Genomic DNA, 21,059 nt, shown 5'->3' with positions numbered 1-21,059 from the left:
TTTAACAAAAAAAATCAAGCTTAATATGGCTAAAGAAATTAGCTTCGATAGAAATGCCCGGGAAGGACTGCGCAAAGGCGTAGACGCTCTGGCCAATGCAGTAAAAGTAACCCTCGGCCCTAAAGGTCGCAATGTGGTTATCCAAAAGAGCTTCGGCGCACCACAGATTACTAAGGACGGTGTTACGGTGGCTAAAGAAATCGAACTGGAAGACGCCGTGGAAAACATGGGCGCACAGATGGTTAAGGAAGTGGCATCAAAAACCGCAGACATTGCAGGTGACGGTACGACTACAGCGACCATCCTGGCGCAAGCCATGATAACCGCTGGCTTGAAGAACGTCACCGCTGGTGCCAATCCAATGGACCTCAAGCGTGGTATCGAAGCCGCAACCAAAGCGGTAATCGCGAACCTGAAGGAGCAGTCTGAAGTAGTAGGCGACGACTTCGAGAAAGTAAAGCAGGTCGGTTCTATCTCTGCGAACAACGACGAAGAAATCGGTACGCTGATCGCTGATGCGATGAAGCGCGTTTCCAAGGACGGTGTAATCACTGTTGAGGAAGCTAAGGGTACCGACACCTACGTAGACGAAGTGCTGGGCATGCAGTTCGACCGTGGTTACCTCTCTCCTTACTTCGTAACCGATACGGAGAACATGACTACCGAGTACGAAAATCCTTACATCCTGATCCACGACAAGAAGATCTCCAACATGCAGGACATCGTGCCTATCCTGGAGCAAGTGGTGCAGGCTGGCCGCCCGCTGCTGATCATTGCAGAGGACATTGAGAGCCAGGCACTGGGCGTACTAGTAGTGAACCGCCTGCGCGCGCAGTTGAAAGTGGTTGCTGTAAAAGCACCTGGTTTCGGTGATCGCCGCAAAGCCATGCTGGAAGACATCGCTGTCCTGACCGGCGGTACGGTTATCAGCGAAGAAAAAGGCTACAAGCTTGAGAATGCAGGTATGGAGCACCTTGGCTCTGCTGAGAAGATTGTTGTTGACAAAGACAACACTACTGTCGTGAATGGCAGCGGTGATGAGAGCCAGATCGAGGCCCGCATCAATCAGATCAAGCAGCAGATCGAAGCTACCACTTCTGACTATGACCGGGAGAAGCTACAGGAGCGCCTTGCCAAACTGTCAGGCGGTGTAGCCGTACTGTACGTTGGTGCAGCGACCGAAGTAGAAATGAAGGAGAAAAAAGACCGCGTTGATGATGCGCTGCACGCGACCCGCGCCGCAGTAGAAGAAGGCATCGTTGCCGGTGGTGGTGTGGCATTGGTACGTGCTATCGCTGCCATTGAAAATATGAAAGGTAAGAACGAAGACGAGACCATTGGCATTCAAATCGTTCGCAAAGCACTGGAAGCACCACTGCGCATCATAGCAGATAATGCAGGTGTGGAAGGATCTGTCATCTTCCAGCGTGTGAAGGAAGGCAAAGGCAGCTTCGGTTATAATGCTCGCACAAATGTGTTCGAGGACCTGAAGCAGGCTGGCGTAATCGATCCAACGAAGGTAACTCGTATTGCCTTGGAGAACGCAGCGTCCATCTCAGGCATGCTGTTGACTACCGAGTGCGTGATCAGCGACAAGCCGGAGCCGGAATCTGCAGGTGGTGGAATGCCAGGCGGAATGCCAGGTGGAATGCCGGGCATGATGTAATCATGAATCCGTTATCGTAACGCTTGCAGCTCACGATTTTGCTGCAGCGGATACAACATAAGCCTTCTTGCCTGCTTTATAGGTAAGAAGGCTTTTCTTTTCACAGTCCTTAAAAAACAACAACGATGCTACGCTACCTATTACCCGTTTTTATACTGGCGCTGTCCCTGAGCAGCTGTGTGGGCTATCAAAAATACGAAGCAGCCCTGGCCGACCGCGACAAACTACAGACCAACTACAACGATCTCGAACAGCAGCTGGAAACCGCTCAGTCTCAAAACAAAACCCTGCGGGAGCAAAAAACCAACCTGGAGAAGGACGTGGCCGAAACCCGTCAGGACCTCCGTACCCTCCAAAACCGCTACAATCAGCTTGACAAAGCCAATGAAGACCTGCTCAAACGCTACGACCGCATGCTGGAGCAGAATGAAAAAATGCTGGAATCCTCCTCTGACGAACGCCAGAACCTGATGGCGCAGCTGACGCTCAAAGAACAGGAACTCGACCGGCGGGAACGCCAACTGCGGGAACTGGAATCCGAAATCAAGCAGCGGGAAACCGAAACGGAGGCCCTCCGCAAAAGCCTGGTGGAACGCGAAGCCCGCGTCAATGAGCTCGAATCGGCTATTACCGAAAAAGACGAAAAGCTGAAAGCCCTGCGCGAGCGCATCAATCAGGCCCTCCTTGGCTTTTCGGATACCGACCTGACCGTGCGGGAGCAAAATGGCAAGGTGTATGTCTCCCTCAGCCAAAACCTGCTTTTCCCTTCCGGTAGTAAAACCATCAACCGCGCCGGCAAAGACGCGATTCAGAAGGTAGCCGAAGTCCTTAAGGGCAACCCCGACATCGCCATCACCGTTGAGGGGCATACGGATACCGATGGAGACGCCGCCTTCAATTGGGACCTGAGCGTGGGCCGGGCCACTTCAGTCGTCAAAGTACTCACGGCCGATGGACTGGACCCCGCGCGCATCACCGCCGCCGGGCGTGGGGAGTTCTACCCCGTTGCCTCCAACGACACCGCCAAAGGCAAAGCCCAAAACCGGCGCACGGAAATCATCCTGACGCCGAAGCTGGAGGCGTTGTATGAACTAATTGGGGAGTGAGGTTTTAATTGCCGGGTAATTTTAAAAGGCTTACCCGGCAATTCTTTGTTGCAGATACCAGGCAGATTTTCTAACTTAAGAGTCCAGATCAATTAATGATTCATCTATGACGCTCACCAGGGATATCACCTTATCCCTCCCCGAACAGGAAGGGCTGCAAATCAGTCTGACGGAACCCCTGTCCGTTACCGATTTCGAGCATTTCTGTGCAGCCAACCCGGATATTCGTGCGGAGCGCTCTGCGGATGGGAAAGTCTGGATTATTCCTCCTGTGAACTTAGAATCGGGCTATTACGAAGGTGAAGTGTTTGGAGAACTGCGCAATTATTGCCTGCGCACCCACAACGGTAAAGCGTTCAGTCCTTCAACCGGATTCCAGTTGCCCGATGGCTCCACCCGGGCAGCAGATGCCTCATGGGTATCAAATGAAAAAATCAGCCAGCTGACACAGGCACAACGGCAAACTTTCCCACCGATAGTCCCCGCTTTTGTTATTGAAATCCGGTCTAAAACCGATGCCCGTTCTGCTTTGGAGCGAAAAATGCAGGAAACCTGGATCGCCAACGGCGTACAACTCGCCTGGCTAATCGACCCTCAGGCACAGCAGGTGGTCGTTTACAGCCCAGAAAGAACGCCTCTTGTTATTGATGGATTTGATCAAACTATAGATGCCTCACCTATTCTGCCGGACTTTGAGTTTGACTTGCGCCTGTTGATCTTCTAAAGCGGAAAAACCTCCCCCGCCATTTCCACCGACTTCCCGAAACGGTCAATATCCACCCCTGTATCCGCGCCAATATCGCGGAAGTAGTACACCATGTTTTCGGTAGGCATATTCCCCGTCAGGTCATCCTTGGCCATAGGGCAGCCCCCGTAACCGCGAATGGCACCGTCAAAACGCCGGCAGCCGTGCTCGTAGGCGGTGGCGACTTTCTCTTTCCAGGCCGTGGGAGTGGTGTGGAAATGCGCCCCGAATTCAATATCCGGGTAATGGGGCGTAATATTGCTGAACAGGTAACGGATACTCTCCGGGCTGGCCACGCCAATGGTATCCGAAAGCTGCAAAATGCGGATGCCCATATCCACAAGGCGGTTGGTCCACTGCTCGACAATCTCCACATTCCAGGGGTCACCGTAGGGATTGCCGAAGCCCATGGAAATGTAGACCACAAGCTCCTTACTGCTGGCCATGCAGATGTCCTGGATTTGTGCCACCCGCTCGATAGACTCTTCTATAGTGGCGTTGGTATTTCGAAGCTGAAAGGTTTCTGAGATGGAGAACGGATAGCCCAGGTAATCGATTTGTTCAAATTGGGCAGCATCATTCGCGCCCCGGCGGTTGGCCACGATAGCCAGGAGTTTTGTCTTCGTCTTTGAGAGGTCGAGCTGACCGAGCACCTCCGCCGTATCCCGCATTTGGGGAATGGCTTTGGGCGATACAAAACTGCCGAAGTCCAGGGTATCAAACCCCACTTGCAGCAGTTGATTGAGGTACGCTGCTTTGGTTTCGGTAGGAATAAAAGGCTTGATGCCCTGCATAGCATCCCGGGGGCATTCTATAATTTTGACCATGGACAGGTTTTGGTTAGGGTGTGCGCTAAGAGATGCTATGTTTGCACCTCGAAAACTGTTCTGATCCAAAAACGTTAACGCTAATATAAGCACTAAAAACATGAATAAGAACAAGGCAATTTACACATTGGTTGGGTTCATTATTGCCGGGCTTGGCTTTTCTTCGATCATTCTGAGCCTTGTAGGCGCCAAGCTCTCTTTTTTGGTTTGGATCGATGCCTGGGGGGCGCTGACCGGCTTTCTGATCAAGCTCATCATGATCCTTTCTGGTATCGTAATCATATACCTGGCGCGTACCGATTTTAGCGGCGAAGAACCCGTGTAGGTATTTTATCCTTCGGGTTCTACATCATAGCGGTCCTGCGCTTTTTCCTGCACCACCGATTCTACCGTACGGCCCGAGACCTTGGCCTCCAGCCATGAGATAATATCCAGGTACAGAAATGGGCGGCGTTCATAAGGGTCAGCCTCATGTTTGAGGAGGCGGTCCCGCAGGTTGCTAAACTCCGCCTTCAGGTCTTCTTCCATAATGCGGGGCACCCGGCGGATGAAACGGAAAATCTCTTTTTGCACCGCGTGCAACTCCTCCATTTTAGACAGGAAGCGGTACACCGACTTCACCTGATACTCCACGAGCTGTGCATTGCCCAGCTCATAGTGGGCGATGAGGTTGAGAATACGCGCAAAACACTGTATATCCGCCCGGTAGTCCGGGTTCTTTTGATTGATGATGAGGTTGAGGTAGTCGATCGTCTTATCGTTGTCGCCACTGCCAAAGTACAGGCAGGCGATGCGGTAATAGAAGACCATCTCCCGGCGTTCGTCCCAGTTGTAGCGGTCTTCCTCAATGGCCTTCATCAGGTCAGGTACCAGGTTGAGCCCTTGAGTAAAGGTGCCCGTCAGGAAATGCTGCTTGATAGAGTGGATGTAATGGTACAAATAGTACAACCCTTCGATATTTTTGCTCTGGCTCAGCCCATAGTCCGTTTTAAAAGCGTGCAACTGCAAGAGTACTTCTCCAAACCGCTTATACTGTAAGGTATTGAAAAGAGAATTGAGCAGATTGTGCAGCCCTTTCAGATAAAGGGGCGCATAGGTCTCCCGGTAAGAGGCATGCTCCCCGAAGAGGTCCACCCACTTCTGTGCATAGCGGTAGCAAAGCGCAAACTCCTGCGTCATGTGGTAAAACCACACATGCGACTGGCAGAAATACAGTTTTCCAAAGAAATCCAGCGCCTGATAATCGGCTTTGGGCAGGTTGGACTGAAAAAATTCCCGCACGTAGAAATAGTCTTTTTCATTGCGCACGTAGCCCACCTTCAGGTACAGCCCGTACAACTGTAGGGAAAGGTTGGAAAACTGATTGGTATGGTTGAGGCTTTCTGACAATTGCAAAGCCTCAGCGGTAAGGCCTTCCGCCCGTCCTTCGATACTGCGCGTGATGTACTGCCCTTCGATCAGCTTTTCAAACTCCACAATTTCCATGGCCAGCGTCATCAGCTTGGCTTCATAAGCCAGCTCTTTGGCTTTGGTCAGCATATCGAGGGCCTGCCGGTAGAGGCCTTTATCGTACAGCACCCGCGAGTAATCCACCATTTCCCGCAGTTGGATATCCTCGTTGTGGTTGGCATTGAGCAGGCGCAGGCTGACCAGCAACTGCTTGTACAGGTGGGCTTTGAGGTTGGACAACTGCCGCTTTTTGATGGCCGGTATCTTTTTCAGGATCTGCGACTCATCGTAAGCCTTATGCTTGTCCATAAAGTCGAAAAGCTTCAGGAAGAGAATATCATCCGAAGCCTGATTGCGGCGGACAAACAGTCGAAAGTGCCGTTTTTCAGCACGGGTCAGGGATTTGATAAGAGCGAGCAGGTCATCAGTCTTCTGCTTGGGCATTGTAATTTGTTCTTGTCTAATTCACTATATATCAAATACTTAAAAGCCAAAACCATCCATTCCCGCGTAGTAGTAGCAAGCGATTCTGGTTTTAGGAGCCGTACGGAAGCCCCCATATTTGACGTTCGCCTAAAACAATCGGTCAATGGGGCTTGGCTGTGCCAAATTAAACCGAAGTAAGCAAAAATACACTTTTGCACCAAAAAAATGGATTATGACTGACAACCAGGTATTCATATTTGATACAACGCTCCGCGATGGAGAACAGGTACCGGGCTGTAAGCTCAACATGGACCAGAAGGTGGAAATCGCCCGGCAGCTTGAAAAGCTGGGCGTTGACATTATAGAGGCCGGCTTCCCCGTTTCCTCACCTGGTGATTTCCAGGCGGTGCAGGAAGTGTGCCGGGCGGTTACGGAGCCTACAGTCTGCGGCTTATCACGAGCAGTGGAAAATGACATCAAAACAGCGGCCGAAGCGCTACAGTACGCCAAACACCCCCGTATCCACACCGGTATTGGCACTTCCGACTCCCACATTCAGCACAAGCTGCGCAGCACACAGGAAAAAATCCTGGAGCGGGCAGTAGCGGCGGTAAAGTATGCCAAGTCTTTCGTAGAGGATGTAGAATTCTACGCCGAAGATGCCGGCCGTACGGATAATGAATACCTCGCTCGCGTACTGGAAGCCGTCATCAAAGCTGGCGCTACCACCCTCAACATCCCGGATACCACCGGCTACTGCCTTCCGGAGGAGTATGGCGCTAAAATCCGCTACCTGCGCGAGAATGTGAAGGGTATCGAAAAGGCCATCCTGTCCACCCACTGCCACAATGACCTGGGGCTGGCCACAGCCAATTCCATTGCTGGTGTGCAAAACGGGGCCCGCCAAATCGAATGTACCATCAACGGTATAGGCGAGCGGGCAGGCAATACCTCACTGGAAGAAACCGTGATGATTTTGAAGCAACGCCCCGACCTGCCTTACTTCAGCAATATTAATTCCAAACTCATCTACTCCACGAGCCGCCTCGTGAGCGAGCGTATGGGCATGCCCGTACAGCCCAATAAAGCCATCGTTGGCGCCAACGCCTTTGCCCACTCTTCCGGTATCCATCAGGATGGGGTGATCAAGCGGCGGGATACCTACGAGATTATCGACCCGCTGGAAGTGGGCGTTGATCATTCCAAAATTGTGCTCACGGCACGCTCCGGCCGGGCGGCAATCGCCTATCGCGCCAAGAATATCGGCCACAACCTGACCAAAGATGAATTGGACATCGTTTATGACGAGTTCCTGATCGTGGCAGATACTATGAAAGAAGTGGACGACGCTGCGCTGGAGCAAATTATTGTCAGAAAAACAGAACACGTAGCTCAAACCGCTTAACCAATGGGCAAAACCTTATTCGATAAAATCTGGGATAACCACCTCGTCTCTCAGGTAGGCGAGGATACACAGGTCCTCTACATCGACCGCCACTTCATTCACGAGGTGACGAGCCCGCAGGCGTTTGCGGGTTTGGAAAAACGGGGCATTCCGGTCTTCCGCCCACAGCAAACCGTGGCTACGGCAGACCACAACGTGCCCACCAAAGATCAGCACCTGCCCATCCGGGAGGAGCTGTCCCGCTTTCAGGTGGATAAACTGACGGAGAACTGCGAACAGTTTGGCGTGGAACTCTACGGTCTGGGGCACCCCTATCAGGGCATTGTGCACGTCATCGGGCCTGAACTGGGTATTACCCAACCCGGCATGACCATCGTTTGCGGCGACAGCCACACCTCCACGCATGGGGCGTTTGGCTGTATCGCATTTGGGATCGGTACCAGCCAGGTGGAGCAAACTTTAGCAACACAGTGCGTCCTGCAGCGCAAGCCTAAAAGCATGCGCATCTCCGTGGACGGGGAGCTGCAGCCCGGCGTGACGGCCAAGGACATTATCCTCTACATCATCTCCCAACTGACGGCCAGTGGCGGCACCGGGCACTTTGTGGAATACGCAGGTTCGGCTATCAGTGCGCTGAGCATGGAAGGTCGCATGACCATCTGCAACATGAGCATAGAAATGGGCGCACGGGGCGGTATGATTGCGCCGGACGACACCACTTTCGAGTACATCAGAGGGCGGGAATTTGCGCCTAAGGGAGCTGATTTCGATGCGGCGGTGGAGCGTTGGTCCCAACTGTACACGGATGAGGATGCGACCTTTGATCAGGAATACCATTTCCGGGCCGAAGATATCGAACCCATGATCACCTACGGTACCAACCCAGGCATGGGCATCGGCATCAGTCAGGCGGTACCCGAAGTGCCTGCCGGCAACGTCACCTTTGAGAACTCCCTTAAGTACATGGGCCTACAAGGCGGGCAGGCCATGAAGGGTCAGAAAATCAACCACGTCTTCATCGGCAGCTGCACCAATTCCCGGATTGAGGACCTGCGTGCGGTGGCTGCTTTTGTAAAAGGCAGGAAAAAGGCCGACCACGTCAATGTAATGGTGGTGCCCGGTTCCAAACAGGTAGAAGCTCAGGCAAAAGCGGAAGGGCTACACGACATCCTCACCGCTGCCGGTTTTGATTTCCGGGAGCCCGGTTGTTCGGCCTGCCTGGGCATGAACGAGGATAAAGTGCCTGCTGGCGAGTACTGTGTGTCCACCTCCAACCGCAACTTTGAAGGGCGGCAGGGGCCCGGTGCCCGCACCATTCTGGCCAGCCCGCTCATGGCGGCAGCTACGGCCATTTACGGCGAACTGGTGGATGTCCGCGAATTGCTCAATCAGAATTAGACCCAAACAGACATGGAAAAATTCCAAACCTTACATAGCAGCGCTGTACCCCTGCCCATTGAGGAGGTGGATACCGATCAGATCATTCCCGCCCGCTTTCTGAAGGCGACCACGCGGGAAGGCTTTGGCGATAATCTCTTCCGCGACTGGCGCTATCAGAACGACGACACGCCCAAGCCTGATTTTGTGCTCAACAATCCCGCCTACGATGGAAAAATCATGGTGGCCGGGCGCAACTTCGGTTGTGGCTCAAGCCGGGAACATGCAGCCTGGGCATTGTACGACTACGGTTTCCGGGCGGTGGTTTCCAGCTTTTTTGCGGATATTTTTCGGGGCAATGCACTGAATAATGGCCTGCTGCCGGTACAGGTGAGCGAAGACTTCCTGCACGATATCTTCTCTGCCATTGAGCAAGACCCGCAGGCGACCTTCACCATCGACCTGGAGCAGCAAAAGTTTACCATTGATGCAACGGGACAGTCCACCGGTTTCGAAATCGATGCCTACAAAAAGCACTGCCTGCTGAACGGGCAGGACGACATCGACTTCCTGCTCAGCATTAAAGACAAAATTGAAACCTACGAGCAACAACGACAGGCTGCTGCCGTATAAGCTACTAACTCAAATCGTTAAAGACCATGAACTTATCCAACACACCCAAAACAAAAATCGCCCTCATGCCCGGTGACGGCATCGGCCCGGAGGTCACCGAACAAGCCATCAAAGTGATGGATGCGGTAGCCGAGCGTTTCGATCAGCATTTTGAATACTGCCATGCCGACGTCGGGGCCATTGCCATCGACCGCCACGGCAGCCCGCTGCCGGAGGAGACGCTGGAAGCCTGCCTCAATGCCGATGCCGTGTTCTTCGGCGCCATCGGCCACCCCAAGTATGATAATGACCCTTCCGCCAAGGTACGCCCGGAACAGGGGCTGCTCCAACTGCGGAAGTCGCTGGGGCTGTACGCCAATATCCGCCCGGTCACCACCTATGAAAAGCTCCTGCACCTCTCCCCTTTGCGGGAAGACCGCATCAAGGGTACCGATATGGTGATTTTCCGGGAGCTCACAGGAGGTATTTACTTTGGAGAGAAAAACACTGCCGAGGACGGGCAGTCCGCCTACGACACCTGTTCCTATCAGGTAGACGAGATTGACCGCATCACCCGCCTGGCCTTTGAGCAGGCGATGCTGCGCCGCCGGAAAGTCACGCTAGTGGACAAGGCCAATGTGCTCGAGACCTCCCGCTTGTGGCGGCGGGCGGTACAGGCGATTGCCCCTGAGTACCCGGAGGTGGAGCTGGACTTCATGTTTGTGGACAATGCCGCCATGCAGCTGATTCAGTACCCCAGTCAGTTTGATGTCATCCTGACCAGCAATATGTTTGGGGACATCCTCAGTGATGAGGCGAGCGTTTTGGCAGGTTCTATGGGCTTGTTACCCTCGGCTTCGGTAGGCGTGCACACTTCCATGTTTGAGCCCATCCACGGTTCCTTCCCGCAGGCAGCGGGGCAGGACATTGCCAATCCGATGGCGGCCATCCTTTCCGCTGCGATGCTGGTAGAATCTCTCGGCATGAACGAGGCTGCAAAGAGTATCCGCACCACGGTACAGTACGTATTGGAAAAAGGCATCGGCACGCCCGAGCTTAAACCGAATATTGTTTATGGTTGCAGTAAGATTGGCGACCTCATCGCCCACCTCGTGGCGGACCCGGAGGAGGAAATCCTGGTGCGGGAGGACAAGGCCAATCAGCAGATGTCAACCATTATTTAAAAGTTAACGATTTGAGATTTCCCGGAGGAGCCTGCCCGTTGGGTAGGCTCGTCTTTTTTTGGGGACTCCGTTAATTCATCGCCTCCCGGTATTTCGCCCGGAAAGCAGAAGGCGAAAGCCCTTTGACTGCTTTGAATTGCCGGTTGAAATAGGACAGATTCCTAAAGCCATTCTCAAAGGCTATGGTGGCAATTCGTTTGTCTGTGCCGATCAATTGCCGACAGGCGCTGCCGATGCGCAATTCGTTGACGAATACCGAAAAGCGCTTGCTCGTTTTCTTTTTGAAGTAATGGCAAAAAGCAGATTTGCTTAGGGAAAGCAGTGCGGCTGCTGATTCGATCGATACTTCTTCCTGATAATTTTCCATGAGATACTGAAAGACCAGGTTGATGCTGTCCGCTCCGGCGGGTTTGAGGCCAGCGGTATAGCCGGTGCTGGCCAGAGGAGTGCGCCCGCTCATTTGAGCCAGCCGTGCCAGCAGTTTCAGGAGGGTCAGCGTTTTGTCCAGGCTTGGAGGCTGCGATAATGCCCTGAATGCAGATTCGAGGGTTTCAGAAGAGCCTTCGGGAAAAAACACCCCCTGCTCTGCGTCCCGGAGCAGCATCCGGACCGGCTCATGCCCTTCGATGTCCAGGAATCGCTGCAGGTAGCTAAGCCGGAAATGGAGTACGAAGGCATGCGTGGTACGTTCCCCTGCTCTGTAGACCGCCGCATTTTGCCACTGATGCGGGAGATGAGGCCCGATCAGCACCAGGTCTCCGTCCCGGAAACTGCCAATATGATCGCCTACGAGCCGCTTGCCGTGCCCGCGTTTTACCCAAATCAGCTCGTACTCCGGGTGGCAATGGAAAGGGTAATCCATATAGGGCACCCGCAGCTCCCGCATGACGCATACTTCCCCTTCCTGTAGCGGTACTTTTTCTAAATACACACCCATAGCTATACAAAATTAAGCATACTAAGGACAATATAAACCTTGAGTTCAATATAGTACTACTTTTTGAAGTATTGTGGTAGCGCCGAAGGCTTCACAGCTCCATCTTTGCATAAAAAACACCATGCTCAACGTACTCACCGAACAAGAGCGGGCCGCTTACCACGACAACGGCTACCACCTCCACCACCGGCAGCTTTTCAGCCCCGAAAAACTTAATGCCCTCACCGGTATTTTCGAAGAACACCTCGCTCAGAAAGGCGACAAACTATCCGACGAGCTGGATACGCCCCACTTCCGGGACGAACGGCTCTTCGACTTTTTGCTTGCCCCGGAAGTACTGGATCTCGTAGAAGACCTCATTGGCCCCAATATCGGGCTGTTTACCAGCCATTTTATCTGCAAAGCCCCCTTCAAGGGTCGCCGTACGCCCTGGCACGAAGACAGTGCCTACTGGAATGGCAAGTTTGATCGCCTCGACAAGATCGTGACCGTATGGCTGGCTATTGATGATTCCACCTTGGAGAATGGCTGCATGGGCGTCATCCCAGGTACGCACACCCACGGCTTTTCGGACTACGAAGCCGTTGACACTGCTGCCAACACCTTCGGCACGGAAATCCGGCAGGGCAGCTTCAACGAGGAGGACGCCGTTTGGTTTGAGCTCAAACGCGGCACCTGTTCCCTCCACGATGCCCGGATTATCCACGGGGCAGGGCCCAATAACAGCCCGAAGCGCCGCACCGGCTACACCATGCGCTACTTTGCCCTCGACATGAAGTTCGATGATCAGTTGGAGCGGAATCAGGGGTTCCGTATCTACCACGCCCGGGGGGAGAATGTGGCGGGGAATCCGTTGGTTTACCGGGGTGACAGGTCGTAAGCCGGGTTACTCAAAAAGTTATGGAAAACCTGCCGGATCCCGGTAAAAACCGAACCCCAACAGGAAGCCCGGACCTTGCTGGAGTAGGCTTAAGCCTGGGCATTTCAATGAGCTCTGCCCCAGCTTCCCCTTGGAAAACCTGCCGGATCCCGGTAGAAACCGGGACCCGGCAAGAAACCTGGGCTTGCTGGCGTAGCGCTTAATCCAGGACCTTTCCAGGAGCTCTGCCCCAGCTTCATCTGGAAAACTCCACCGAATCCCGGGAGAAAGCACAACCTATCATTCCAGTTCACATAACTTACGCTACTTTTATATCCTTCACCTGCCCAATCATCGTTTAGCGACCCAAAAATGGTTACCTTACGGTAGGTTGAAATATCCCCCGGCGCACGCACTGTCCGACATAGTTTTCCAACGAAGTCGGTCCCTTCGCCGGGGGTACTTGTTTATTCCATTACGCAGATCAGTCATAGACAATCATGAGCGCACCGGGTGAAAGCCTCGTCAACGCCCAAGAGTAGTGCACCCGGTGAGAACGCCCCCGCTACAATTCCTTTGCCGGGGGTGCTCTGACCTGACAAATGCAATCTGCTGAGCAAGGTGCTTCCTTTGTGCGCTGCCCGAGCTCTTCAAGGTCTTGTTGGTGTAGAGCTTAGTCCAGGATCTTTCCGGGCGCTCTGCCCCAGCTTATACATAGAAAGAACCTGCCGGATTCCGGTAAAGACTGGGAGGAAAGCTCCCTGACGAGAGCAATACTCAGCTGGTGTGGAGCTTGATCCAAGACCTTGCCAGATGCTAGACCGACAGGTTTGGGTGCTGGCACACTAAAAAAATCGTTTTGCAGTTTACCTTACCTTCTGCCGCAGGGCATATTTAGGAATCCTGCACGGCATGAGCTAACTTAATATTGTCGCATCTCCAACATTTCAATTAAACATAGAGCATGAAAAAGACAAAATACGCCTATTCCCTATTGACCCTGCTTCTTTTTGTACTTATCGCCCCTAATCAGGTGATGGGGCAGGCATTCGTCAGCCCCTCCAATAAATGGTTTATTGATGACTGCTCTGTCTCTTTTTTTAACGGGGAAATCGATTGCGATACAAAAAGCTACTGGTTTGAAGACACCCTCACCATCGACGCAACGGTTTACTATGAGCTGCGAACCAATGATCCCGAACCTGTCTTTGAGGTAGGAGCGTACTACCGGGAGGAAGGCGGTGTTGTTTTCATGAAAATGGATGACAATTCAGAAGAATTTGCCATCTATGACTTCAATCTGGAAGTAGACGACCTGTTCCTCATTGACGATTCCAATAACAGCGTGGAACTGGAGGTCTTGTCCATAGATTCGGTGACCCTTATTTCCGGGGAAAGGCGAAAAAGGCTGGAAATGGCAGATGCCCTATCCCCTAACCGCACCACCTACTGGATTGAAGGCGTGGGGAGTGCATCGTCGCCAATGAACCCTATATATACCTTTTCCTTCGACATCTGGGTAGAATTGAACTGCTTCCATCAGGACGAAATGGTGGAGTGGCAGTTAGGCGATTGTATGCTGACCCATTCCGAAGAGGTAATGGTACCCGAGGAAGCGATCATTTGTTTCCCCAACCCGGCAACCGATGAAGTTCATTTTTTACACAGAGGCAGACAGGCAGTGGACCGGGTGGCCATTTTTAACCTGGATGGGCGAGCGGTTGCAGAGACTGTGCTGCAGGGTGGTCAACCTCTATCTGTGCGGGAGCTTTCGAAGGGATTATATGCAGTCACTGTTATCTTTGAAGACGGAGCGGTAGGGCGGACGAAGTTTGTGAAGCAATGATACTGCTGAAAGGCATTACGAAATTTCTCAGTTATAAAACTTTGCAGTTAGGGCATCCCCCGGCGCACTACTTTCGCCGGGGGTACTCGCCCAAGCAAAGCACACCGGGTGAAAGCCTCGGTAAGGCCCAAGATTAGTGCACCCGGTGAGAACATCCCCCGGCGCACTACTTTCGCCGGGGGTACTCGCCCGAGCAAAACTCACCGGGTGAATGCCTCGGTAACGCCAAGGATTAGTGCACCAGGTGAGAACGTCCCCCGGCGCACTACTTTCGCCGGGGGTACTCGCCCAAGCAAAGCACACCGGGTGAAAGCCTCGGTAAGGCCCAAGATTAGTGCACCCGGTGAGAACATCCCCTTTGTATATCCACCGCGAGTTCGTAATTTCCCGCCACACCAAAACAGCGCACGATTGAGTACCGCACCCATCGAGATATTGCAGCAATACTGGGGGTACGACAGCTTCCGCCCCCTGCAGGAAGACATCATACAGTCGGTCCTTGATGGGAAAGATACGCTAGCCCTGCTACCCACCGGTGGGGGCAAGTCCATCTGCTTTCAGGTGCCCGCGCTGGCACGGGAAGGCATCTGCATTGTGGTCTCCCCCCTCATCGCGCTGATGAAAGATCAGGTGGAAAACCTGCGCAAGCGGGGCATTTTGGCGGAAGCCATCTACTCAGGCATGCGCAAAAGCGATATCGACCGGATCCTGGACAACTGTGTCTACGGCAAGACCAAGTTCCTCTACCTCTCCCCGGAACGCCTGACCACCGAGCTCGCCCGGGTGCGCATCAGCCGTATGCCCGTCAATCTCCTGGCGGTGGATGAAGCGCACTGTATCTCGCAGTGGGGGTACGACTTCCGGCCGCCTTACCTGGATATTGCCAGTATCCGGGAATTGCTGCCGGAAAAAGTGCCTGTGCTGGCCCTCACCGCCACCGCTACCCCGGAGGTAGTACGCGACATTCAGGAGAAGCTGGAATTCCCGGAGCCCAACGTGCTGCAAAAAAGCTTCAACCGCTCCAATTTGTCCTACTCCATCCTCTACGAAGAAGGCAAAGACCAAAAGCTGATCGATATCTTCAAGCGGGTAAAGGGCTCAGGCATCGTCTACGTGCGCAACCGCCGGAAGACCAAGGAAGCCGCTATGCTCTTGCGCCGCCACGGCATCTCAGCCGACTACTACCACGCCGGACTATCAAGCGAGGAGCGGAGCCAAAAGCAGGAAGCCTGGATGAGCGGGAAGTGCCGGGTCATGGCCTGCACCAACGCCTTTGGCATGGGCATCGACAAACCGGATGTGCGGGCGGTTGCCCACCTGGAACTCCCGGACAGCCTGGAAGCTTACTTTCAGGAAGCAGGCCGGGCAGGGCGGGACGGGGAAAAAGCATACGCAGTGCTCCTCTACCAAACGCAGGACGGACAGCGCCTGCTCAAGCAGTTCGAACAAGCCTTTCCGCCATTAGAGGAGGTGCGGCGGGTGTACCGGGCACTTGGCAGCTATTTCCAACTCGCGGTGGGCAGCGGAGAGGGCGAGAGCTTCGACTTTGATATCGTGACCTTCACGCAGAATTTCCAGCTCAATATTTTCATCACCTATAGTGCCCTGCGCATCCTGGAGCAATCGGGCTGGATTGCCCTGACGGAAGCGGTCTTCATCCCTTCCCGCCTGCAAATCATCGTAGGTAAGGAGGTCCTGTACGACTATCAGCTGCGGCACCCAAAGCTGGATAAGCTACTGAAGGTCATCCTACGTACCTATCAGGGTGCCTTTCAATACCCCATCAAACTGCGGGAGGGGCAGCTGGCCAACTTTCTCAATATCACCCGCGATCAGCTGCAGCAAATGCTCCGCAAGCTTCATCAGGATGAAGTTGTGGACTATCAGGAGCAAAAGGACATGCCGCAGGTCCTCTTCCTGAAAGAGCGGGTGGATGCCGACAACCTCCACATTGATCATCAACTGCATAATTTTCGAAAAAACCGGCAGTACGAGCGCATTCAGCAGGCCATCACCTACGCCGAGACGCCCGTGTGCCGCTCCCGTCAACTGCTCGCCTACTTTGGGGAAACCGACAGTGAGAAGTGTGGCATCTGCGATGTCTGCACCGGCCGTACCAAAGCCGAGCTCAGCACCGAAGATTACGAAAAGTACAAAACCAAAATTGAGCAACTGCTGAGGCGCGAGCCCCTGAGCCTGAAAGCCCTGATGGAGTCCTTTCCGCCCCGGCGCGAGGAGCAGGTGCTCAAAGCATTGGAATACCTTCTGGACGAAGGCTTTATTGACCAAACCGAAGACCGACTGCATTGGAACGCCTGATTTGCACCGTCACCAACGACCTGACCTACGATCAGCGTATGATCCGGATCTGCACGAGCCTGAGCCGGGCGGGGTATGCAGTGACGCTTGTGGGGCGGCAGCGGCCAGGCTCGGTGCCGCTTACGGAGCGCCCGTTTGCGCAAGTGCGGCTGCGGTGCCGTTTTGATGCCGGCAAGCTGTTTTACCTGGAGTACAACCTCCGGCTTTGGTGGTGGCTGGCCCGGCAAGGCTTTGATGCAGTGTGCGCAGTGGACCTGGATACCATCCTGCCGGCCTTTTTCTGGTGCCGCCTGAAGGGCAAGCCCTGTGTGTACGATGCGCATGAATACTTTACGGAAGTGCCCGAGGTGGTGGGCCGCCCGATGGTGCAGCGGATTTGGTCGGCTGTGGCCCGCCTGACTATCCCGCGCCTACGCTATGCCTACACCGTGGGGCCCGAGCTAGCCCGTATTTTTGAGGAACGCTATGGAACGCCCTTTGCCGTGGTCCGCAATGTGCCTTTCGCGCGGGCGGAATTCCCGGACGCGCCTAAACCGCATCCCCGCATCATCCTCTATCAGGGTGCACTGAACGAAGGCCGGGGACTGGAAACCGCTATCGCTGCCATGCAACAGGTGGACAATACCGTCCTCTGGCTGGCCGGAGAAGGCGACCGTTCGCAGGCGCTCAGAGAGCAGGTGCAGGCACTGGGGCTGGAGGACAAGGTGCGCTTTCTGGGCTATTTGCAACCGGAGGAACTGCGCGGCATCACGCCCAAAGCCTACATCGGGCTCAATCTACTGGAAAACCGGGGGCTGAGCTACTACTACTCCCTCGCCAATAAAGCTTTTGACTATCTACAGGCAGGCGTGCCCGCTATCCACATGGCATTTCCGGAATATGAGGCGTTGCACAGGGTACACCCTGGCTTTTTGCTGCTCGACAAGCTGGCCCCTGATGTACTCGCTGCCACCCTTAACCGGCTGCTGCAGGACGAGGCCTTGTACAAACAGCTCCGGGAAACCTGCAGGACCGCTGCAGTGGAATTGACCTGGGAACGGGAGGAGGAGCGATTGTTGGAAGTTTACCGGTCGGTGGTGAAGGGGGCATTTTAAGCCCTTTGATATCCCACGTTGACCACCTTTTTTTTCTCTTCTTTCCTTTTTTCTTCGTCGGTCCTGATTTCCTGTTCCACTTCTTTTTGAACGACTTTCCACCACATGATCGCAGGTATCAGGTCCCCGGAATGAGCTTCCAGGCGATAGGCAATTGGTAAACTCAATCGTTCTTTTCCGTTTATTATTCTACTCAATCGGGCGACATGCAGACCTATATCTGCGGCCAATTCTTTTTGTTTCTTGTTTGTTGCCTTCAAATACTCGTTTAAAAAATAGACCACCGTTTTACTTTGATCAAACTGAGCTTGGTCTATGTACTCCTTCATCTGGTATTTTATCCGAAGTATACCCGAAAGTACACGTTCCTCAGGAGTCCTGTCTGCCAATCTCTTTAACCTGTCTTCTTTCAGTTGCCGTTCCGCTTCTTCTTCATCTTCAGCATTGAGATCAGAAGGAAACACAAAAGCTTCTACCAGCTCTTCCCTGGTATACTCGCTTAAAAGCTTTTCATACAGGCTTTTGTAGTATTCTTTTTGTTTATCTTCCATTATTTAGATATTCATTAATTAAACGCTCAGCGTCTGCCAGTTCAACAAACAAGTTTTTTCCTAATTGCCGGAAGCCGTATTTGGACACATAATGTCCGATTAACTCTGTTTTTGACCGCAAAGAAACATATCCTTCATAATCCCTTTTGAAAGACTGTTCACAAGCAAAGGCAAGCAGACAACCAGCCAGGTAATCGTATCTTTTCTTCCTTCCCACGTCTCTGCGGTTCACTTCAATCAAACAAATGTGGATTCTAAACTCTCCCGGAATGTCTTTAAATGAAATTAAACCAAGTATCTCTTCATCTGAATCCAGTCTGATTTTATAGGTTTCATGGCGCTTTTCGAGATTCCAGTCAAAGTGGAATGCATCGTTTTTCTGGATATCTCTCCAATCTTTTTCTCCTATAGGTTCTATTCTTACCTCTATGAGCTGTCCAGATGATTTTCGAAGCACCTTCATGGCTTAAAAATAAGAAAATTGATGTAAAAGATCAACTTAATTGATAACTGTTATTAATACCCATGCAAAGACAGCTCGCGCAAGTTGCCCCCCATCCAGTATTTTTTTAAGTTCTCAACCTTTATTGCAGCCCTATTTTTATGACAGACCCTACAGACAGCCGGATCACCCTCCTATACGACATCAACACCCAACCCTAAATATAAATATATCAGCGCTAAAGTAAAACCCACAAAACCCATAGACTTTATTTTATTTTTTATCGCTGATAATGAGCTGATTAGACGGTGGGCTTCAAAAAACACTGGCATCGTACCAAAATTTTATATAGTTTTGTACCTAACAATCTCTTCTAAGAGGACAAGCCCTCTGTTTGGAAGCGATTTTATAAAGAAGGGTGTAGAGATCGGGCTCAGTGAAACCCTGGCAACCGCACGAAAGTGAAAGGTGCCAATTCCCGCCAAAAAATGCTGCTGTGAGCAGCGATTGGAAAAATAAAATCAGAGTATCCAATGTCCAATTCATTTCGCATTTCCACATTACTACCTGCTACTGTACTGAACCCTGCATCCGTGTGTCCGATGATGCGCTGTTGTATGTGTTGTTGTTGATCCTGCCGCTCTGAACAGGATGAACCGCTATTGCTGTACTGCCCTCCCGGCAGTCAGGGCTATCTTTATCTATTGGGTTTCGAACTATTCCATTACGCTATAAAAATTTGCATTAGCCATGTCAGACTATCGTTATGAAACGCTTCAGCTTCACGCTGGGCAGGAAGAAGTAGAAGGTACCACCCGCTCCCGCGCGGTACCGATTTATCAGACCACGTCCTATACGTTTAAAGACTCTGAGCACGGAGCCAACTTGTTTGCGCTCAAGGAGTTCGGCAATATCTATTCCCGCATTATGAACCCCACGGTGGATGTGATGGAGAAGCGCATCGCTGCCCTCGAAGGAGGCGTAGCTGCGGTTGCGGTAGCCTCCGGGCAGGCTGCGCAGTTCATCGCCTTGTCCAACATTCTGGAGACCGGCGACAACCTCGTTTCCAGCGCCAACCTCTACGGCGGCACCTACAATCAATTCAAGGTCAACTTCAAGCGCCTGGGAATTGAGGCCCGCTTTGTGGCAGACGAATCGCCGGAAGCTTACGAAAAGCTGATCGATGACAATACCAAAGCGCTATACGTAGAGGCCATTGGCAACCCGAGCTTCAATGTACCTGACTTTGAGGGCATTGCGGCGGTAGCGAAGAAGTATGACATCCCACTCGTGGTGGACAATACCTTTGGCGCTTGCGGTTATATCTTCCGCCCCCTTGACCATGGGGCGAACATCGTGGTGCAGTCAGCGACCAAGTGGATTGGCGGGCACGGCACAAGCATTGGCGGTGTGATCGTGGACGGCGGCAACTACAACTGGAGCAACGGTAAGTACCCACAGTTTTCTGAGCCCAGTGAAGGCTACCAGGGCCTCGTTTTTGGAGATGTATTTGGTGTCGACGGGCCCTTTGGCAATATCGCTTTTGCTATCCGCGCGCGGGTAGAAGGGCTGCGTGACTACGGCCCGGCGCTAAGCCCTTTCAATGCTTTCCTCATCCTGCAAGGCCTGGAAACGCTTAGCCTCCGCGTACAGCGTACGGTAGACAACGCTCTGGAGCTGGCCCAATGGCTGGAAAAGCACCCCAAGGTAGACCATGTCAACTACGCTGGCCTGGAGAGCAGCCCTTCTCATGCAAATGCGAAGAAGTACCTGCAGCATGGCTTTGGCGGGGTCCTGTCCTTCACCATCAAAGGCAGCAAGGAGAATGCAACGAAGTTTGTGGACAGCCTTAAGCTGGTCAGCCACCTGGCCAATGTGGGTGATGCCAAGACGCTCATCATTCAGCCCTCTGCCACGACGCACCAACAGCTGAGCGAGAAAGCGCAACTGGCTGCGGGCGTACTGCCCAACCTGCTGCGCGTTTCGGTGGGCATTGAGCACATTGACGATATCCGGGGCGATTTCGAGCAGGCTTTCGCCAAAATCGAAGCAGGCGACCCGGTGCTGGCCTAATTTAGAGCTTGTTGGGAAATTTCATTGGGTAAAAAACGAATATCCCGAATGAAAGAAAATAAAAGGGTTGATGCTTCCTTATTTTCAAGGATTTAAGAACCTGACGTCGAAATTAAACCTTCACTTAGCCCGCTAAGCTCA

The 21,059-nt window shown here is 52.9% G+C and carries 18 protein-coding genes and 1 riboswitch; of the genes, 13 read left to right on the top strand and 5 right to left on the bottom strand.

The features are described 5' to 3' along the window. Positions 1-25: 25 nt before the first annotated feature. The 3 genes from groL (at position 26) to RIC19_RS11365 (ending at position 3,496) form a co-directional block, all read left to right on the top strand. On the top strand, positions 26-1,666 hold the full coding sequence (gene groL, locus RIC19_RS11375; RefSeq protein ID WP_350178442.1) for a chaperonin GroEL: 1,641 nt from the start codon (positions 26-28) through the stop codon (positions 1,664-1,666). Positions 1,667-1,791: 125 nt separating this feature from the next. Further along, complete coding sequence (locus RIC19_RS11370; RefSeq protein WP_350178441.1) at positions 1,792-2,772, top strand: OmpA family protein; 981 nt, start codon at positions 1,792-1,794, stop codon at positions 2,770-2,772. A 106-nt stretch (positions 2,773-2,878) separates the two neighbouring features. Continuing rightward, a complete protein-coding gene (locus RIC19_RS11365; RefSeq protein ID WP_350178440.1) occupies positions 2,879-3,496 on the top strand; it encodes a Uma2 family endonuclease in 618 nt (205 codons plus the stop codon). Here RIC19_RS11365 and RIC19_RS11360 read toward each other — a convergent pair. Further along, complete coding sequence (locus RIC19_RS11360; protein ID WP_350178439.1) at positions 3,493-4,344, bottom strand: hydroxymethylglutaryl-CoA lyase; 852 nt, start codon at positions 4,342-4,344, stop codon at positions 3,493-3,495. The genes RIC19_RS11365 and RIC19_RS11360 overlap by 4 nt on opposite strands. Before the next feature lie 100 nt (positions 4,345-4,444). Here RIC19_RS11360 and RIC19_RS11355 point away from each other — a divergent pair, with 100 nt between their 5' ends. Further along, the gene (locus RIC19_RS11355; protein ID WP_350178438.1) at positions 4,445-4,669 is read left to right on the top strand and encodes a hypothetical protein; all 225 of its coding nucleotides are present in this window, start codon (positions 4,445-4,447) and stop codon (positions 4,667-4,669) included. Between the two features lie 5 nt (positions 4,670-4,674). On the opposite strand, the gene RIC19_RS11350 is transcribed toward RIC19_RS11355, so the two are convergent. After that, positions 4,675-6,237, bottom strand: a complete 1,563-nt coding sequence (locus RIC19_RS11350; RefSeq protein WP_350178437.1) for a hypothetical protein — start codon at positions 6,235-6,237, stop codon at positions 4,675-4,677. A gap of 214 nt (positions 6,238-6,451) precedes the next feature. Here RIC19_RS11350 and RIC19_RS11345 point away from each other — a divergent pair, with 214 nt between their 5' ends. The 4 genes from RIC19_RS11345 to leuB are packed head-to-tail and all read left to right on the top strand — an operon-like array spanning position 6,452 to position 10,797. After that, positions 6,452-7,624, top strand: a complete 1,173-nt coding sequence (locus RIC19_RS11345; protein ID WP_350178436.1) for a 2-isopropylmalate synthase — start codon at positions 6,452-6,454, stop codon at positions 7,622-7,624. Between the two features lie 3 nt (positions 7,625-7,627). Then, positions 7,628-9,022 carry a 3-isopropylmalate dehydratase large subunit gene (leuC, locus tag RIC19_RS11340; protein WP_350178435.1) on the top strand — a complete coding sequence of 465 codons (1,395 nt, stop codon included), beginning with the start codon at positions 7,628-7,630 and terminating at the stop codon, positions 9,020-9,022. 12 nt (positions 9,023-9,034) lie between these two features. Further along, positions 9,035-9,634 carry a 3-isopropylmalate dehydratase small subunit gene (gene leuD, locus RIC19_RS11335; RefSeq protein WP_350178434.1) on the top strand — a complete coding sequence of 200 codons (600 nt, stop codon included), beginning with the start codon at positions 9,035-9,037 and terminating at the stop codon, positions 9,632-9,634. Between the two features lie 26 nt (positions 9,635-9,660). After that, on the top strand, positions 9,661-10,797 hold the full coding sequence (gene leuB / locus RIC19_RS11330; RefSeq protein WP_350178433.1) for a 3-isopropylmalate dehydrogenase: 1,137 nt from the start codon (positions 9,661-9,663) through the stop codon (positions 10,795-10,797). Positions 10,798-10,867: 70 nt separating this feature from the next. On the opposite strand, the gene RIC19_RS11325 is transcribed toward leuB, so the two are convergent. Further along, positions 10,868-11,734: an AraC family transcriptional regulator gene (locus tag RIC19_RS11325; RefSeq protein ID WP_350178432.1), complete on the bottom strand. Its 867-nt coding sequence runs from the start codon at positions 11,732-11,734 to the stop codon at positions 10,868-10,870. A gap of 121 nt (positions 11,735-11,855) precedes the next feature. Between RIC19_RS11325 and RIC19_RS11320 the strand changes: the two genes are divergently transcribed. The 4 genes from RIC19_RS11320 (at position 11,856) to RIC19_RS11305 (ending at position 17,852) form a co-directional block, all read left to right on the top strand. After that, positions 11,856-12,614, top strand: a complete 759-nt coding sequence (locus RIC19_RS11320; RefSeq protein ID WP_350178431.1) for a phytanoyl-CoA dioxygenase family protein — start codon at positions 11,856-11,858, stop codon at positions 12,612-12,614. Positions 12,615-13,557: 943 nt separating this feature from the next. After that, positions 13,558-14,439, top strand: a complete 882-nt coding sequence (locus RIC19_RS11315) for a T9SS type A sorting domain-containing protein (RefSeq protein ID WP_350178430.1) — start codon at positions 13,558-13,560, stop codon at positions 14,437-14,439. 411 nt (positions 14,440-14,850) lie between these two features. Next, positions 14,851-16,758, top strand: a complete 1,908-nt coding sequence (locus RIC19_RS11310; RefSeq protein WP_350178429.1) for a RecQ family ATP-dependent DNA helicase — start codon at positions 14,851-14,853, stop codon at positions 16,756-16,758. Beyond that, positions 16,746-17,852 carry a glycosyltransferase gene (locus tag RIC19_RS11305; protein ID WP_350178428.1) on the top strand — a complete coding sequence of 369 codons (1,107 nt, stop codon included), beginning with the start codon at positions 16,746-16,748 and terminating at the stop codon, positions 17,850-17,852. Before RIC19_RS11310 ends, RIC19_RS11305 begins: the two co-directional genes overlap by 13 nt. Here the strand turns inward: RIC19_RS11305 and RIC19_RS11300 are convergent. After that, positions 17,849-18,403, bottom strand: a complete 555-nt coding sequence (locus RIC19_RS11300; RefSeq protein WP_350178427.1) for a helix-turn-helix transcriptional regulator — start codon at positions 18,401-18,403, stop codon at positions 17,849-17,851. The two genes, RIC19_RS11305 and RIC19_RS11300, sit on opposite strands and share 4 nt — an antisense overlap. Continuing rightward, a complete protein-coding gene (locus tag RIC19_RS11295) occupies positions 18,393-18,866 on the bottom strand; it encodes a hypothetical protein (RefSeq protein WP_350178426.1) in 474 nt (157 codons plus the stop codon). Before RIC19_RS11295 ends, RIC19_RS11300 begins: the two co-directional genes overlap by 11 nt. Positions 18,867-19,248: 382 nt before the next feature. Beyond that, positions 19,249-19,367: riboswitch (SAM riboswitch) on the top strand. A 228-nt stretch (positions 19,368-19,595) separates the two neighbouring features. On the opposite strand from RIC19_RS11295, the gene RIC19_RS11290 reads away from it, so the two are divergent. Next, complete coding sequence (locus tag RIC19_RS11290; RefSeq protein WP_350178425.1) at positions 19,596-20,918, top strand: O-acetylhomoserine aminocarboxypropyltransferase/cysteine synthase family protein; 1,323 nt, start codon at positions 19,596-19,598, stop codon at positions 20,916-20,918. Positions 20,919-21,059: the final 141 nt, after the last annotated feature.

It is taken from the genome of Phaeodactylibacter sp., assembly GCF_040219495.1.
GTDB lineage: Bacteria > Bacteroidota > Bacteroidia > Chitinophagales > Saprospiraceae > Phaeodactylibacter.
This window is presented reverse-complemented; position numbering and strand designations above follow the sequence as displayed.